Origin of the sequence: Nioella ostreopsis (genome assembly GCF_004000255.1) — a bacterium.
GTDB classification, from domain to species: Bacteria; Pseudomonadota; Alphaproteobacteria; order Rhodobacterales; family Rhodobacteraceae; genus Nioella; species Nioella ostreopsis.
Genome location: NZ_RCIQ01000024.1, coordinates 36,483 through 52,493, shown reverse-complemented (window position 1 = coordinate 52,493; position 16,011 = coordinate 36,483). Strand labels below are relative to the sequence as shown.

Sequence of the window (16,011 nt, the reverse complement as noted above, 5' to 3'; positions counted from 1 at the left end):
TGCCGTTCAGGGTCAGCGTGTTGCCACCGCCGAAATCCAGTACCAGGTTGCCGCTGACAACCGTTGCCGAGGACAGGACCGAGGCAAAGCTGCCAGCCAGGACAGACGGGTCGATTTGCAGGAAATCAGCCGAGAAATCCTCGATCACATCCGCGCCACCCGAGTAACCGAAGGTATCTTCGCCCGCGCCGCCATTGAGCGTGTCGTTGCCGGACCCGCCATTGAGCGTGTCATTGCCGCCGTTTCCGTCAAGATCGTCCGCGCCGCTGCCGCCATCGAAGGCTTCGCCATCCGAGGTGCCGACGAAGGAATCATTTTGTGACACCGATGCCCCGGAAATGGCTGTCGGGTCGATCGCCTGGCCGGGCGCATATGGGGCTGCCGCTGCCTGGGCCGGTGTGGTTGGATCTATTGACGCGCGGAGGGCGTTGAACTCCGCCGGGTTGGTCGGCAGTGAACCGGTGCCGGAAATGGGGAAAACGTAATCAATATTCGTGCTGCTATCGAAGTAAGACAGGACAGTTACCGGGCCGGTGCTGAGATTGAGCTGATAGATATACGTCTCGTCTTCGTCAGCCACGGGAATAGGAACGCCGCCATTGAGAGAAAACTGGCTCGTGTAGGCCCCGTAGGAGCTCACGACATCCACCTCCGTGATGCCGAACAGGTTCGTGACACCCTCCGGGACTTCGGAATAGGACAGTGTGGCCCCTTCGGAAATCGTGAGTGTCAGGGATGCCGAACCGACATAGGTCGTGGAATTGATGGCGAAACCCTGAAGAGTGACTGTCGACATTGAAATACTCCAAATGCTGGCCGTTCTATTGCCTCTGGACAGGTTGAGGCTTTCACGGGAATGTAGTGAATACTGTCTTAAAGTCGAGTCTATTAACTATTGTTAACCAACCGGTTACAGTCTGTTCGCTGGAATGATGGAATAGATGCGCCCTGCCGTCTTCCAGCACCTAAAGAAGCTCGATCCACGGCTCGGACATTGCGAGAGATCTATTGAATTTCGCCTCAAGTCCCGTCAATCACGCGAAGTCGCTGTCGGCATAGCCCTGCAGATAGAGTAGCGCCGTCAGGTCGCCGTGGTTCACGCGAATCTTGCATTCGGCCTGCACCGACGGCTTCGCATGCAGCGCCACGCCGGTGCCCGCCAGACCTAACATCCCGAGGTCATTCGCGCCGTCGCCCACGGCGATCACGTCGGCGGGGGTAATGCCGAGCCGGGCGGTGATCTGATGCAGTGCCTCGACCTTGGCCTCGCGGCCGAGGATCGGGCGGCCCACTTTACCGGTCAGGTGACCGTTCTCGGCCAGCAGCGTGTTGGCGCGGTTTTCGTCAAAGCCGAGGTCGGCGGCCACCTTGGCGGTGAAGGCGGTGAACCCGCCCGAGACCAGCGCGGCATAGGCACCGTGGGCCTTCATTGTCGCCAGCAGCGCCTTGCCACCGGGCATATGGGTGATGCGGGTGTCCAGCACGCGGGAGATGACCTCTTCCGGTAGGCCTTTCAGCAAGCCGACGCGTTCAATGAGCGCGCCTTCGAAATCGAGTTCGCCGTTCATGGCGCGCGCGGTGATGTCTTTCACGCGCTCGCCCACGCCCGCCTCATCCGCCAGCTCGTCGATGCACTCCTGCTGGATCATGGTGCTGTCCATGTCAGCCAGAAGCATCTTCTTGCGGCGGCCCTCTGCGGGCTGAACGACAAGGTCGACGCCTTCGGCTTGCAGGCTGTCCCACACATCCCACCGGTTGGCGGGGATGCTCTCCATCAGGAACTCAGCGGCCACATCCGGCGACAGCCAGAGCGCATCGCCGCCGCCCCAGGCATTGCGGAGCGACTCGACTAGCGCGCCCTCCAGCCTCGGGGTTGCGGGATTGGTCAGAAGCGTGGCGATGAACATGGGTGTGCCCCCCGTGGCCTGCAGTTGGACCGCATAAACCACGGGGGGACGAGGATTTGAAGGGGCTCAGCCTGCGTCAGGAAGCGGCGGCAGGTTGCGAAGGTAGAGGATGATGGCGGCGAGATCTTCGTTGGTCATGTTTGCGAGGAACCCGTAGGGCATCGGTGGGAACATGGGCGACCCGTCGGGCCGAACCCCTTGCGTGATCATCGCGGCGATCTCTGCGTCGCTGTAACCGGCCAGCCCGTCCTCATGGCTGGTGATGTTGGAGGCGACGGAAATGCCCCAGGGCCCGTGAAATTCGAACCCACCCCGACCGACGTCGGTGTCCACCATCGGCCCCATGGGCCCCATCGGCGTGTGGCATTCCATGCAATGGGCGACGGGACCGGCGAGGTATTCGCCATATTCCACCGTCACGCCTGCGGGGATGTCGGCGACGCTGTCCACCGGTGGGCCATAGGCGGGTGGCAGGGGGATGTTGTAGGCGGATTGGCCGGGGTCATGATCAACCGCCGGCACGGTGCGCAGATAGGCGACGATGGCGGCAAGGTCGGTGTCGCTGAGGCCACGATAGAAGGTGAAGGGCATGGGCGGGCCGATGACGGACCCGTCGGGGCGGATACCCTCGCGGATCGCGCGGGCCAGCTCGGCATCGGTCTAGTCCGCGATATGCGAGGCTGGGGTGATGTTGGGGGCAATTGCGGTGAACATGTCATTGGCTTCGACCAGTCGGCCGCCAAGCTCCTGCCCCGCGATGACACCGGTCGGCCCCATGGGCGAGTGGCAGTTGCCGCAGCCTGCCGGGCCGGTGACGAGATACGCGCCGCGCGCGACCAGATCCTGCTGGTCAGCGATGGCTGGTGAAGACAACAAAACAGCCGCGATGAAAGTCGTGCGGGTCAGTCGAGTCATTGGGCGTCCTCCTGTTTGTCGATCCCCTATTGGCTTGGGTCCGATCTGCAATCGTAACACGAAAAGGTTGATTGTATGCAAAATTACAAACGCCAAGGTTGTTTCCCGGAGTTTCCGATCGTGAACGCAGCGGGCACAGAATTTTCCTGAAACGACCTCTTTGCCGTATTTTCCGACTTGTGCGTTTCGGCGACTGGTCGTAGGCCCGGCGGTGGGACACCCCTCCCCAACGAGGGGCGCTTATCTGGAAGGATACCAGCGATGGTAACGAACACCCCGGCAACGCGGCCGGCCAACCCGCGTTTTTCCTCTGGCCCCTGTGCCAAACCCCCCACCTGGACTCTCGATGCCTTGACCGACGCGCCCCTGGGCCGCAGTCACCGTGCCGCCATTGGCAAGGACAAGCTGAAGGCCGCGATCGAAGGCACGCGCGAGATCCTTGGCATCCCCGCAGATTACAAGATCGGCATCGTGCCCGCGTCAGACACGGGCGCGGTTGAAATGGCGCTGTGGTCGCTTCTGGGCGCGCGCAAGGCCACCATGGTCGCCTGGGAAAGCTTCGGCTCCGGCTGGGTCACGGATGTGGTCAAGCAGCTGAAGATCGACGCGGATGTAAAGACCGCCGAGTACGGCCAGATCGTCGATATGGCGGCGCTGGACTATGACACCGATGTCGTCTTCACGTGGAATGGCACCACCTCCGGCGTGCGCGTGGCCAATGGCGATGTGATCCCGGCAGACCGCGAAGGGCTGACCATCTGCGACGCGACCAGCGCCGCGTTCGCGATGGACCTGCCCTGGGACAAGCTGGATGTGACCACCTTCAGCTGGCAGAAGGTCATGGGCGGTGAGGCCGCGCACGGGATGCTGATCCTGTCCCCCCGCGCGGTGGAACGGCTGGAAAACTATACCCCCGCCTGGCCGCTGCCCAAGATCTTCCGTCTGACCAAGGGCGGCAAGCTGATTGACGGGATCTTCACCGGCGCGACGATCAACACGCCCTCGATGCTGTGCGTGGAGGATTACCTCTTTGCGCTGGATTGGGCACGCGAGGTTGGCGGGCTGGAGGGGCTGATTGCCCGGTCCACCGCCAATGCGCAGGCGATCTGGGAGTTTTGCGACCGGCATGACTGGATCGCGAACCTTGCCGAAGATGACGCCACCCGGTCCAACACCAGCGTCTGCCTGAAATTCACCGATGACCGGATCGCAGACGGTGCAGCCTTCGCCAAAGCCGTGGCCAAGCGGCTGGAGGCCGAGGATATCGCACTCGATATCGGCGCCTATCGCGACGCGCCGGCCGGTCTTCGCATCTGGTGCGGGGCGACGGTCGAGACCTCGGATATCGAGGCGATGCTGCCGTGGCTGGAATGGGCGTTTGAGGCCGAGATCGCCGCGCAGGCACAAGCCGCCTGATCAAGATTGTCACCCCCGCGTAAGCGGGGGCCTTTCCCAGATTTCCCTGACCTGCGAGGTCCCCGCTGTCGCGGGGATGACAGGCAGGACACCTAAAAGGACACAGCCAAAATGGCCCCTAAAGTTCTCGTATCCGACAGCCTCAGCGAAACCGCCGTGCAGATCTTCCGCGATCGCGGTATCGAGGTGGATTTTGAGCCGAAACTCGGCAAGGACAAGGACGCGCTGCTTGCCAAGATCGGTGAGTATGACGGCCTTGCCATCCGCTCTGCCACCAAAGTGACGGAGAAGATCCTTGCCGCCGCGACCAACCTCAAGGTGATCGGCCGCGCCGGGATCGGCACCGACAATATCGACAAGCCCGCCGCGTCCAAGAAGGGCGTGATCGTCATGAACACCCCCTTCGGCAACATGATCACCACCGCTGAACATGCGATTGCGATGATGTTCGCCGTGGCGCGCCAGATCCCCGAGGCCAGCGCCTCGACCCATGCGGGCAAGTGGGAGAAGTCGAAATTCATGGGCGTCGAGCTGACCGGCAAGACGCTGGGCGTCATCGGCGCGGGCAATATCGGCGGTATCGTCTGCGACCGGGCCCGTGGCCTGAAGATGAAGGTCATCGCCTATGACCCGTTCCTGTCGGAGGAGAAGGCCGACAAGATGGGTGTGGAAAAGGTGGAGCTGGAAGAGCTGCTGAAACGCGCCGATTTCATCACGCTGCATGTGCCGCTGACCGACCAGACCCGCAACATCCTGTCTGCCGAGAACCTCGCCAAGACCAAGAAGGGTGTGCGGATCATCAACTGCGCGCGCGGTGGGCTGGTCGATGAGAACGCTCTGGCTGACCTGCTGAAATCCGGTCATGTGGCGGGCGCGGCGTTTGACGTGTTTGCCGAGGAACCGGCCACGGAAAACCCGCTGTTCAACCTGCCGAACGTGGTCTGCACGCCGCATCTTGGCGCGGCAACGACCGAGGCGCAGGAAAACGTGGCGCTGCAGGTGGCCGAACAGATGGCCGATTACCTGCTGACCGGGGCCGTTCAGAACGCGCTGAACATGCCGTCGGTGACCGCCGAGGAAGCCAAGGTCATGGGGCCGTGGCTGAAACTGGCGCAGCATCTGGGCAGCTTCGTGGGACAGCTGACCGAAGAAGCCATCGACGAGATCCGCATCACCTATAACGGCATCGCCGGTACGATGAACCTTGAGGCGCTGAATTGCGGCGTCATCGCGGGGATCATGAAGGCAGTGAACCCGGATGTGAACATGGTCTCGGCCCCCGTTATCGCGCGGGAACGCGGCATAGAGATTTCCACGACCACGCAGGACAAATCCGGCGCGTTCGAGGGCTATATCCGGCTGGAAGTGGTGACGCCACACCGCACCCGGTCCATTGCGGGCACGGTCTTTTCCGACGGCAAACCGCGCTTCATCCAGATCAAGGGCATCAATATCGACGCCGAGATCGGGCAGCACATGCTCTACACCACCAATGAGGACGTGCCGGGCATCATCGGGACGCTCGGCCAGACCATGGGTGAAAACGGCGTGAACATCGCGAACTTTACTCTTGGCCGGTCGGGTGCGGGCAAGGACGCCATCGCGCTGCTCTATCTCGACGCGCAACCCCCGGCGGAGGTGCTGGAGAAGCTGCGGGCAACCGGCATGTTCCAGCAGGTCGCGCCGATGCAGTTCGACGCCGCCTGATCGGTCATCCCTCAATACGGAAAGCCCCGGCCTTGTGTCGGGGCTTTCTCGTTCAGGCTTGCAGAACAAGGCTCTTTCGCCCCATCCTCGGATCATGAGCACAAAGACGCCCTTTATCCTCGACGATTTCCTGCCCTATCAGCTGGCCGTGGTGGCCGAGAGGGTCAGCCGCCAGTTCGCCCGCCACTATCGGGATATGTTCGGACTATCGCGATCCGAGTGGCGGGTCGTTGCGCATCTGAGCCAGCAAACCGCCGTATCCGTGAGAGAAATCGCCGCGCGAGCCGAGCTGGACAAATCCAAGGTCAGCCGCGCCGTGTCCCGGTTGGAGGAAATGGGCTATATCACCAAGAAAAGCTCGTCTACGGACCGACGGCTCGTGGTGTTGACATTGACGGATGCGGGGCGCGCGATGATCGACGCGCTGACGCCAATCGCGCAGGGCTATCAGGACGAGGTTTTGCGATCCCTTGCCTCTGATGCGGAAGGATTTCAAAGCGCGCTGAAACGGCTCATGGCGGAACCTGCGCAACGCGGGTAAACAGCGCTCAGGGGAATTTGGCACAAGACCCGCCGAGCGGCGGGTTGCAGTCTTTGGAGAACTAATTATGACCGATATCGTGATCCTGTCCGGTGCCCGGACGGCCATCGGCACCTTCGGTGGATCGTTGGCCGCGACACCCCCGATCGAGCTTGGCATCGTTGCCGCAAAGGCCGCGCTGGAACGCGCAGGTGTGGATGGCAAGCAGATTGGCCACGTGGCCTTTGGCCATGTCATCAACACCGAACCGCGCGACATGTACCTGTCCCGCGTCGCCGCCATGCAGGCCGGCATTCCCGACACCACGCCCGCAATGAACGTAAACCGCCTGTGCGGGTCCGGGCTTCAGGCCATCGTCTCGGTGGCGCAGAACCTGATGCTGGGCGATGCGGAGTTCGGTCTTGCCGGTGGTGCGGAAAGCATGAGCCGCGGACCCTATATCGTTCCCGCCATTCGTTGGGGCCAGAAGATGGGCGACATGAGCGGCACCGACATGATGGTTGGCGCGCTGAACTGCCCCTTCGGCACCGGCCATATGGGCGTGACGGCGGAAAACGTGGCCGAGGAGCATGACATCACGCGAGAGCAGATGGATGCCTTTGCGGTCGAAAGCCAGAAGCGGGCCCTGGCCGCGATCGAGGCAGGCTATTTCAAGGAACAGATCGCCCCGGTCGAGGTGAAGGTGAAGCGCGACATGGTGCCCTTCGACACCGACGAACACCCCAAGGCTTCCACCATGGAAGCGCTGGCCGGGCTGCGGACGGTGTTCAAGAAGGATGGCCGCGTGACGGCGGGCAATGCGTCGGGCATCAATGACGGTGCTGGTGCGCTGGTGCTGGCCCGCGCCGATGCGGCTGAGGCTGCTGGCCTGAAGCCGCGTGCGCGGATCATCGGCTATGCCCATGCAGGTGTGCGGCCAGAGGTGATGGGCATCGGCCCGGTGCCTGCGGTCCAGAACCTGCTGGCGCGCACCGGCCTGTCGGTCACCGATTTCGACGTGATCGAATCGAACGAAGCCTTTGCGGCGCAGGCGCTTGCGGTGAACAAGGGCCTCGGGCTCGACCCTGCCAAGGTGAACCCCAATGGCGGCGCGATTGCGCTGGGCCACCCGGTGGGCGCCACCGGCGCGATCATCACCGTGAAGGCCCTGCATGAGCTGGAACGCACCGGCGGCAGCAAGGCGCTGATCACCATGTGCATCGGTGGCGGTCAGGGCATTGCCATCGCCATCGAACGCATCTGATCTGCGCGACATGAACATGAAAAACCCCCGGTGCCGGTCTGGCATCGGGGGTTTTTTCTGGAACCGGCGAGGCTGGGAGAGGCGTACCCCGCCGGTTTCCGCCCGTGAGTGATGGGCATCAATCTTCGAAGCGCGATTCTTCAGCCAACTGAGCGAAGATGCGGGCCGCGACCTCGTTGTAGCCAAAGCTCTGGGTCGAGATCACCTCGGTGCCGCCGTCGTTCAGATAGGCGGCGATGGCGTGCTCGTCATCTTCCTGAGCCTGGCGAACGCGGGCGTCAAAGGCGACAGACGCGTCAACCGGGGCGCTGCCACCGTTCAGGATGAAGGCCACGGTCATCTGGTCATTGTCGGACATGGCCTGACGCAGCTGGATCAGCTCCGCGGTGGTGTAGGCACCGGGCTGAACGCCAAGCGATGCGGCAAGGTTGTCGGATGCGAATGCAGCGGGGGCGGCAAGGGCGGTCACAAGGGCGGTGGTGAGTGCGATGGTTTTCATGGGTCTTTCCTTTCGAGTGTCTTTTGCAGTGGGTTTGCGGTTGAAGGCGTTGTGCCTCCGATGACACTCAACTTAGGGCCTTGGGTTTGGTGTTTCACCCAACGAAACCGGGATAATTGCGTGAGATTGGTGCGCATGTGCACATCTCCACCTGCGGGATAGCCCATAGCGTCACTGTTGGTGACGGCTGTGTGATTTCGTGAAACTTATCGGCTGTTCAGTACGTTGGTTCTTCTAGGGAATGCTGTGCGACGCCTGCGAACGCCTGCGGCAGGCGAATCCCCGGCCTCGGCTGTTTGGCCAATCAGGGGGCCGCGACTTCGACGCTGATACGGGCAGCCCGGCCCATAGCATCAATAACCGTCAGTTCCCCAAAACCCGGCCCGGCAAGGTCAAGCGTCATCTGACGATCTCGGTTGGCAGTGCTTACCGGTGCGCCATTCCAGAGCCAGGTGAAGGGTGGCATGCCCCTGTCCACCCGCGCCACCAAGGGCAGACCCGGCTGGCTGGCAAGCACGGCACCATCGGGGGGGAAGGCGATCTCGGGGGCGTCGGGGTCGGTCGTGGGGGCAGCGCGGCTGGCAAAGCGTTGCAGCGGCTCGGGCAGGTCGGAATGGCTCACCGTCAGCGCACCGGGGGGTGGGGCTGGCAGCGGTGTCAGGCGCGGGGAGACGCGGGCAAAGGCCTCGAAGAGCAGCGGCGCGGCCACATCGGCCCCGAAGGCGCCAGGAACCGAGGCCCCATCGGCCCGGCCCAGCCACACCCCCACCACATGCCGCCCGTCATAGCCAAAGCTCCACGCATCGCGGTGGCCATAGCTGGTGCCGGTCTTGTAGGCGAGCCCGTTGCGGGGCGCGTTGGCAGGCGGGATCATGTCGGACAGGATGTCACTCACATACCAACTGGCCACGGGGGACAGGACCTGAACCGGGTCGCCCGCGCGGTCGCCCTGCCGGTAATGCAGCGGCACGTATTCCCCGCCCGAGGCCAGCGCACCATACATGCGCATCAGGTCTTCCATCGTTACGCCAACCCCGCCAAGCGCCACGGCTAGCCCCGGCTGCCCGGCGGGTAGCTCCGGGTTCATCCCGGCGCGACGCATCCGGTTCATCAGTTCGGCCGGGCCAAGCTCTTCCAGCAGGGACACCACGGGGATGTTGAGCGAGGCTTGCAACGCGCGACGGACAGACAGCTCCCCCCGGAACACGCGGTCGAAGTTCTGCGGGGCGTAGCTGCCGAACCGGGTCGGACGGTCCTCGATCAGGCTTTCGGGGTGGATCAACCCGGCCTCGAAGGCCAGACCGTAGACCAGCGGTTTAAGGGTAGAGCCGGGAGAGCGCAGGGCTTGCGTCATATCGACAAAGCCCTGCAACGGATTGTCGGAATACTCCGCCGACCCGACCGAGGCCAGAACCTCGCCCGTGTGGTGATCCATCACCATGATCGCGGCATTCAGCCGGGCGCCTTGCCCGCGCACCGCCTCTCGTGCCAGCGCCTCCATCTGCGCTTGCAGCATGGCGTCTATGGTCAACCGGTGCTGACCCGTGGGGTCTTCGGCCAGCATCCGGTCCGACAGATGCGGGGCCAGTAGCGGGAAATCGTGGCGTTCGGTGGGCAGGGGTTCGGCCATGGCCGAAGTCACCTCTTCCTCAGACAGAACACCAAAGGTCTGCGCCCGCGCCAGCACGCGGTCGCGGGCGATATGGGCGTTTTCCGGGTTGCGGTCGGGGCGGCGGCTGTTGGGGGCCTGGGGAATGGCAACCAGCAGCGCGGCCTCGGCGGTGGTCAACTGTCTGGGTTCCTGCCCGAACCAAGTGAAGGTCGCGGCGCGGATGCCCTCGATATTGCCGCCATAGGGCGCGAGATGCAGGTAGAGCGTCAGGATCTCCTGCTTGGTCAGTTGCCGTTCCAACGCCAGCGCCAGCCGCATCTGCCGAAGCTTCCCGCGCCAGGAACCTGTGCCGCTATCCTCCAGCAGGCGGGCAACCTGCATGGTGATGGTGGACGCCCCCGAGACAATCCGGCCATTGGTGATCGCCTGCCACCCGGCCCGCGCCATGGCCCGCCAATCGACGCCCGCATGATCATAGAACCGGCGGTCCTCGAAATTCAGCAGCAGTTCGATGAACTCCGGGTCCACCTCGGCCAGTGACACGGGCAGCCGCCAACGCCCATCCTCGACCGTGTAGGCGCGCAGCAGAACGCCGTCGCGGTCCAACACCTCGACCGAGGTGACGGGCACCAAAGGCGGGATCACGGTCGCGTCGATCCACGCATCAAACCGGTCCCGCGCCAGCCCCGCCGCCAGCAGCAGCGCCGCCAGCCAGAGGAAAAGCCTCGCCCTGATCACTCGGTGATCACCACATGGCCCGAGGCCGTCTGCGCCCGGAAGGCGGGGCGATACATATCCTCGACCGAGGCCGCCGGGTGATGGAAGTTGCCGGGCGTGACCGCGCGCACGATATAGGCCAACCGCATCAGGTCACCGCGCCGGTGTGTGACGGCGGCAAGGAACCTCTCCTGCCGGAACTCCGTATGATCGGTGAAGTCGGTCACATCCAGATCGCTGAGCGTGCCGATATCGCCCGCGCGCAGCAGGTTGGGATTGTCGATCTCGAAGCCAGCAGGCAGCGGGTCGTTCACCATCAGCCGCGCGGTGCGGTCGGTGAACCCGAGAACATGCAGCACCACGACCAGCCTTGTACCGACGGTGACCTCGGACGGATCGGCAGGAACGCCATCGAGCGTCATATAGCTGCGCGTGATGCGATAGCCATTCCCACCCTCTTCTGTCGCGCCCACTGCCTGTCCGTAGCGGGTCAGCGTCAGGGTTTCCTCCCGGTCGCCGGTATTGGTGAGGGTGCGGGTGGTCGGATCGCCTGCTTCCAGCACTTCGATGAGGGGGCCGGTGACGTCCGTCCCGTTCAACGTCAGCGATGACAGCCCGTCCATGTCGATCAGCGCATCTGCGGCCAGCAGGCTCCACACCGCTTCTTGGGTGGAGACATTGGCACTGGGGGCAGGCAGCGCAGCGGCCAGCGCATCAAGCGGAATGGCCTGCGACCCGGCCCCGGCGGCCAGCGTCAGCAGGGCGGTGGCGTCGCGGCGTCTTGTGCCGAAATCGGATCGCCAGCCCGTGCGTTCCGAGACGATGCTTTGCGTGATCAGCAGCTCATAGCCCTGCCGGAACATCGCATCGGCCCGTGGCTGATCCCCATACATCGCCAGCGCCGCGCCCAACTGGCCAAGCGCCAGCGGGGTGGCGAAGGCATCGGCCTTCACATCCGCATAGTAGCGCAGGTCACCAATCGCCGCCGCACCTTCGCGCGCCAGCACCATCAGCGAATAGGCGATGGACTCGCCGCCCAGTTCAAAATCAGCGGCGGTGGCGACATGATTGCGCAGGGCATCGAGCGCGGATTGGAAGGCAAGATCGGGCACCGCATAGCCCTCGGCCCGCGCGCGCGACAGGAAGTCGGTGACATAGGCATCAAGCCACGGATCGCCCGAAGAAGCCCCCCAGAGGCCAAAGCCGCCATTGGCGGCCTGATTGACCAGCACCGCGTCGATGGCCTGCTGGATGCGGATCGACAGGTCATCCGCGTGGGCAAGGTCCAGCGCCTCGGCCACATCGGCCATATAGAGCAGCGGCATCGCTTGGCTTGTCACCTGTTCGGTGCAGCCATAGGGGTAGCGGTCGAGCATCTGCAACAGCCCCGGCGCGTCGAACCGGGCAAGGGGACCAGCGGAGAGCGTTGCCCGGCCAGTACCGGGGCGCAGGCCCGCCAGCACGGTTGCGTCAAAGTCGAGGCTGTCGCCGGGGGCGAGCGTAAACCGAGAGGTCACGGCGGTGACTGGATCGTTGGACTGAACGACCAGCCGCAACGTCCGTGAGAGCCGCTGTCCGTCCGGCGTGATCAGGGTGACGTCTACCTGCTGTTCACCAAGCTCCTCCAACGCGAAGAGCGGCACGCGCAGGCGTTCGGTCTCTCCTTCCTCCAGCGTCACGGCAGAGAGGATGGAGCCGATGTTCAGCCCTGCAGAGGTTTCGATTTCAATCGGCATCAGCCCGGTGGGGCCTTCCGCATGGGTCACTTCCAGCAGCAGCCGCGCGCTGTCGCCCGGCGCCATGAAGCGCGGCATTGAGGCGGTGACAACCACCGGGTCTCGCACCAGCACATCGGCTTCGGCCTGCCCGATGCCAGTCTCGTTCCAGGCCATGGCCATCACACGCACGGTGCCGTTGAAGCTGGGAATGTCGAAACTGACACGCGCCAGCCCGTCCGCACCCACTGTAACTGGGCCGGAATGGAAGGCCACCAGCGCCTCGGTCGGGGGTGGGGCCTGCATGCGGGCACCGGCGCTGGAGTCGCCCCCTTGCCGGATCGCGCCGGGGTCACCCCCGCCGGAGATCAGCCGCCCATAGAGATCGCGGATGCCGACGCCAAGACGCCGCTGACCGAAGAAATGCCCCATCGGGTCGGGCGACTGGAAGCCGGTCAGGTTCAGGATACCCAGATCGACAGCGGCGATGCTGGCATAGACGGTGTCACCCGGTTCAGCATTGCCGACGCGCAGCGCAACCTCCAGCGGGCCACGGGGGGCAGAGGTGATCGGGGCCTCCATCACCACGTCGAGCGCGCGGGGCCCTGGGTTGACGGTGGCATGCACAAGCCCAAGAGACCTTGGCGGTATTTGCGCCGGAAGCCCTTCCAACGGGCGCAGGAGCGTTGCGGTTACGTAAGCGCCGTTGCCCCATTCCTCTGTCACCGCCAGCGGGAACGTGTCGGGGTCATCTCCGATAGTGACCAACTCCTGATGGATCAGCCGGTTCGACATCACCCGGATCAGCACGAGGCCCCCGGACCGGGGCACCACGCGCAACCGCGCCTCGTCGCCCACGTCATAGCTTTCGGCATCAAGCGAGACCTCCAGCAGGTCGGGCGTGCCCACGTCATCGCCGCCGCCATACCACCCGGCGCGGAAGCTGACGGAACTGGCCGTGTAGCGGCCTTCGGTGCTTTCCACGCGCAGTTCATAGCGCCCCCAATCGGCGGGAGCGGAAATTGCCACAGGGTCAGCGCCAAGCACGGCCTCGCCATTGGCAATGCGGGTGCGGGTCGTTACCGGTTCCCAGTTCCAGCGCCCGTTCTGGGTGTACCACTGATAGCGGCGTTCGACCCGGTTCAGGGTCCAGCGCACCGGCTGCGCCTCGGCTCCGACGGCGATCAGGTGAAACTGGGCGTCCGTGCCTTCGGGCAGGGTGCCGTCGAAGAGCGGACGAATGCCAATGAGCGTGCCTGAGGGGTCGAGGGGCCGTGTGATCTGCCGTTCCACCGGGCGGCCGGAGCCCTCGGTGACGCGGGCGGTGACGCTCATCGTCCAGGGATGCGGCAGACCGTCGATCTCTGGCAGGGACAGTTCGATTCGGGCCGCCCCGGTGGCATCGGTTCTTTGATCACCCGGCAGGCTGTAGCGCATCTGGTCGGGGCGGTCGTCATATCGGCCAAAGCGGTAACCGGGGAAGGCCTCCAGCGTTGCGACCGGGCGCAGAACCCACTCTCCCTCAATCGGCAAATCGCCTGCGGGAGCCCCAAAGAGGTAGTCGGCCTGAAGGTCCAGCACGGCGGGCCGGTCGAGGGGTTGCGAGCCCTCTGGCAGGGACAGCTCCACGTCGATGCGTTCCGGCAGGAAGTCCTCGACCAACAGGGTCCGGCTGGCCAGGGGCTGCGCGTCGGGGTCGGCATGGACCGCCAGACGCCAGGTGCCGCGCGGCACATTCGCGCCCAGGGGCATCTGCCAGACGAAGCCGCCCGCGCCGGTTTCCTCCAGCACCATGCGGCTGTATTCGACGCCATCGGCGCGGGTCAGAATGGCCGTCAGCGGCAGGCCGGGCAGCGCGCGGGATTGCCCGTCGCGGGCCAGGGCGGTGGCGTGGATGGTTTCCCCCGCCCGGTATGCCCCGCGTTCGGTGGTCAGGAACAGGTCAATCGGCGGCGCAGCCGGGCGGCCCTCAACGCCACGGTCAGAGAGGTCGAACTCCGCCTCGCGCAGCGACAGGAAGGCGAAATCTCCCTCCTGTTCCACGGTGATCATGGCGGGCGATGCCCCGGCCCGGCCTGCGGTCAGATCGGCGGGGAAATGCACCCGGCCCTGACGGTCGCTTTCCAGCTCGGCCAGCACCCGGTTCGATTCGGACACAAGACGCACGGTGGCCCCCTCGATGCCGGAGGTATCGGCCAGAGATCGCACGATCACATTGACCCCATCGGTGCCGGAGACCGCAGAAAGCCCAAGGTCAGAGACGAAAAACCACTGCGTCGCCGGGGGCAAATCGCGCCCCTCCGGGCCGTCGATCCGGGCCTCAAGCGCATAGAGGCCGGGGGCAAGCGTGGCCAGAACCTCGCCCATGGGCAAGCTGGTCGTCACGTCCTGATTCAGCCGGTTAGAGACCTCTCCGATGCCTTCCCACACGGTTTCGGCCAGTTCAGTCGAGAAACGGTTCACTTCCCACTGGTTCAGGGGGCGCCCGAAATAGTCGTCCTGCAGGCTACGCACGATATTGCGGTCGGTCACGGAATAAAGCCGCAATGCCACCTCGTCGGTGTTCACCGTCACGATCGGCAGCGCGCCGCCCGCGAGGCGTGGCAGAACATAGGCGCGGCCGGGAAAGCGCAAGGCGGGCGAGCGGTCGCGCACATAAAGACGCAAGGTGGCGGGGCTGTGCAGGGTTTCGCCCGAGGCGGCAGGCAAGCCTGCGCGCAGGGTGAATTCATAGCGCTGCCCGTGCTGGACGCCCGAGATGCAGAACTGCCGGTTCTCGGCCTCGACCGACAGGCCGCTGACCGTGGTTTGCAGGAAATCCGCATGGGTGACACCGCCTGCGATATCTTCCGAGAAGATGGCGCAGATGCGCGGTTCGGCGGCGTCGTTTTCCACACGGGTCGTGGTCACGCGGAAGCCATAGAGCCCAATGGCGCGTTCAAGCTCTGCTTCCAATGCCGCAGACGGGGCCTCGGCAATCGCAAGTCGAAGGGCGAAGATCATGCTGCGGCCCCGGCTGTTTTCTTCCAATGCACGGGCCAGCAGGGCGGCGGCGTCAGACAGTTGTTGTCCGGGTGCGGCCCGCAAGATGGCATTGGTGGCCGCTGTCAGGGCGGTGCGATTCAGGTTGCGCTGTTCGGTCCGGCTGGACACTTCGATCTCCAGAGCCAGCCGCGCATATTCCATCCAATGGGCAGGGTCGTCTGTCACGGTGATGGCAGAACCATAGAGCCGCATGGCCTGCTGGAACTCTCCTTCTTCCAGCCGTGCTTCGGCTGCGGCGAGAATACGCTCTGCCGTCCAGGTGCCGGCATAGTGGCGGCGAGGCAGCCCTTCGGCCTCGATACGTGCACTGGACAGATCATTCTCACTCAGGAAATCCAGTTGTTCCAGCCGGTCCTCCAGCCGCGCCAGAACCGCCGGATCGGTGTCGCGCACCGTGGCGGACATGGCCCCGTCATAGGACTCCATCGCAAGAACGGCGGTCTTGGGAAAACAGCTGCCGTTGCGTTCGTTGAAGGTGAAGGCGGCACAATCCGAATCTGCCAGGCAAGCCCGGATGCACCCGATCAGCGATGTGTCATAGATCGGCGTCAGGTCTGCACCGGGAAAATCCGTGTCCTGGGTTATTGCATAGAACCGCTCGGCCACGGGCCCGTCCTGGGCGGTGGCCATAAGGGGCAGCAAGGACATCAAACCAGCCACGATCAACGCGCGCATGGGAACCTCCGTATCAGAA

The 16,011-nt window shown here is 64.3% G+C and carries 11 protein-coding genes; 4 read left to right on the top strand and 7 right to left on the bottom strand.

The features are described 5' to 3' along the window. The 4 genes from EP237_RS19290 to EP237_RS23590 form a co-directional block, all read right to left on the bottom strand. Positions 1-796: calcium-binding protein (locus tag EP237_RS19290; RefSeq protein ID WP_476703637.1), on the bottom strand; the 796-nt coding region annotated here is incomplete at its 3' end. Positions 797-1,034: 238 nt separating this feature from the next. Continuing rightward, positions 1,035-1,907 carry a phosphoserine phosphatase SerB gene (gene serB, locus EP237_RS19285; protein WP_127562515.1) on the bottom strand — a complete coding sequence of 291 codons (873 nt, stop codon included), beginning with the start codon at positions 1,905-1,907 and terminating at the stop codon, positions 1,035-1,037. Between the two features lie 66 nt (positions 1,908-1,973). Continuing rightward, positions 1,974-2,498: a c-type cytochrome gene (locus EP237_RS19280; protein WP_240661701.1), complete on the bottom strand. Its 525-nt coding sequence runs from the start codon at positions 2,496-2,498 to the stop codon at positions 1,974-1,976. A 69-nt stretch (positions 2,499-2,567) separates the two neighbouring features. Continuing rightward, complete coding sequence (locus EP237_RS23590) at positions 2,568-2,822, bottom strand: hypothetical protein (protein ID WP_240661700.1); 255 nt, start codon at positions 2,820-2,822, stop codon at positions 2,568-2,570. Positions 2,823-3,083: 261 nt separating this feature from the next. Here EP237_RS23590 and EP237_RS19275 point away from each other — a divergent pair, with 261 nt between their 5' ends. From EP237_RS19275 to EP237_RS19260, 4 genes are all read left to right on the top strand, one after another. Next, positions 3,084-4,238, top strand: coding sequence for a phosphoserine transaminase (locus tag EP237_RS19275; RefSeq protein ID WP_127562514.1), 1,155 nt, complete (start codon positions 3,084-3,086; stop codon positions 4,236-4,238). Between the two features lie 111 nt (positions 4,239-4,349). After that, positions 4,350-5,945, top strand: coding sequence for a phosphoglycerate dehydrogenase (serA, locus tag EP237_RS19270; protein WP_127562513.1), 1,596 nt, complete (start codon positions 4,350-4,352; stop codon positions 5,943-5,945). Positions 5,946-6,039: 94 nt separating this feature from the next. Beyond that, complete coding sequence (locus tag EP237_RS19265) at positions 6,040-6,486, top strand: MarR family winged helix-turn-helix transcriptional regulator (protein ID WP_127562512.1); 447 nt, start codon at positions 6,040-6,042, stop codon at positions 6,484-6,486. A 67-nt stretch (positions 6,487-6,553) separates the two neighbouring features. Next, on the top strand, positions 6,554-7,729 hold the full coding sequence (locus EP237_RS19260; protein WP_127562511.1) for an acetyl-CoA C-acyltransferase family protein: 1,176 nt from the start codon (positions 6,554-6,556) through the stop codon (positions 7,727-7,729). 118 nt (positions 7,730-7,847) lie between these two features. On the opposite strand, the gene EP237_RS19255 is transcribed toward EP237_RS19260, so the two are convergent. The 3 genes from EP237_RS19255 to EP237_RS19245 form a co-directional block, all read right to left on the bottom strand. Beyond that, positions 7,848-8,228: a hypothetical protein gene (locus tag EP237_RS19255; RefSeq protein WP_127562510.1), complete on the bottom strand. Its 381-nt coding sequence runs from the start codon at positions 8,226-8,228 to the stop codon at positions 7,848-7,850. Positions 8,229-8,532: 304 nt separating this feature from the next. Further along, entirely contained in the window at positions 8,533-10,578 is a 2,046-nt protein-coding gene (gene pbpC / locus EP237_RS19250) for a penicillin-binding protein 1C (RefSeq protein WP_240661699.1), read from the bottom strand. Beyond that, positions 10,575-15,992: an alpha-2-macroglobulin family protein gene (locus EP237_RS19245; RefSeq protein WP_127562509.1), complete on the bottom strand. Its 5,418-nt coding sequence runs from the start codon at positions 15,990-15,992 to the stop codon at positions 10,575-10,577. Before EP237_RS19245 ends, pbpC begins: the two co-directional genes overlap by 4 nt. Positions 15,993-16,011 lie beyond the last annotated feature (19 nt).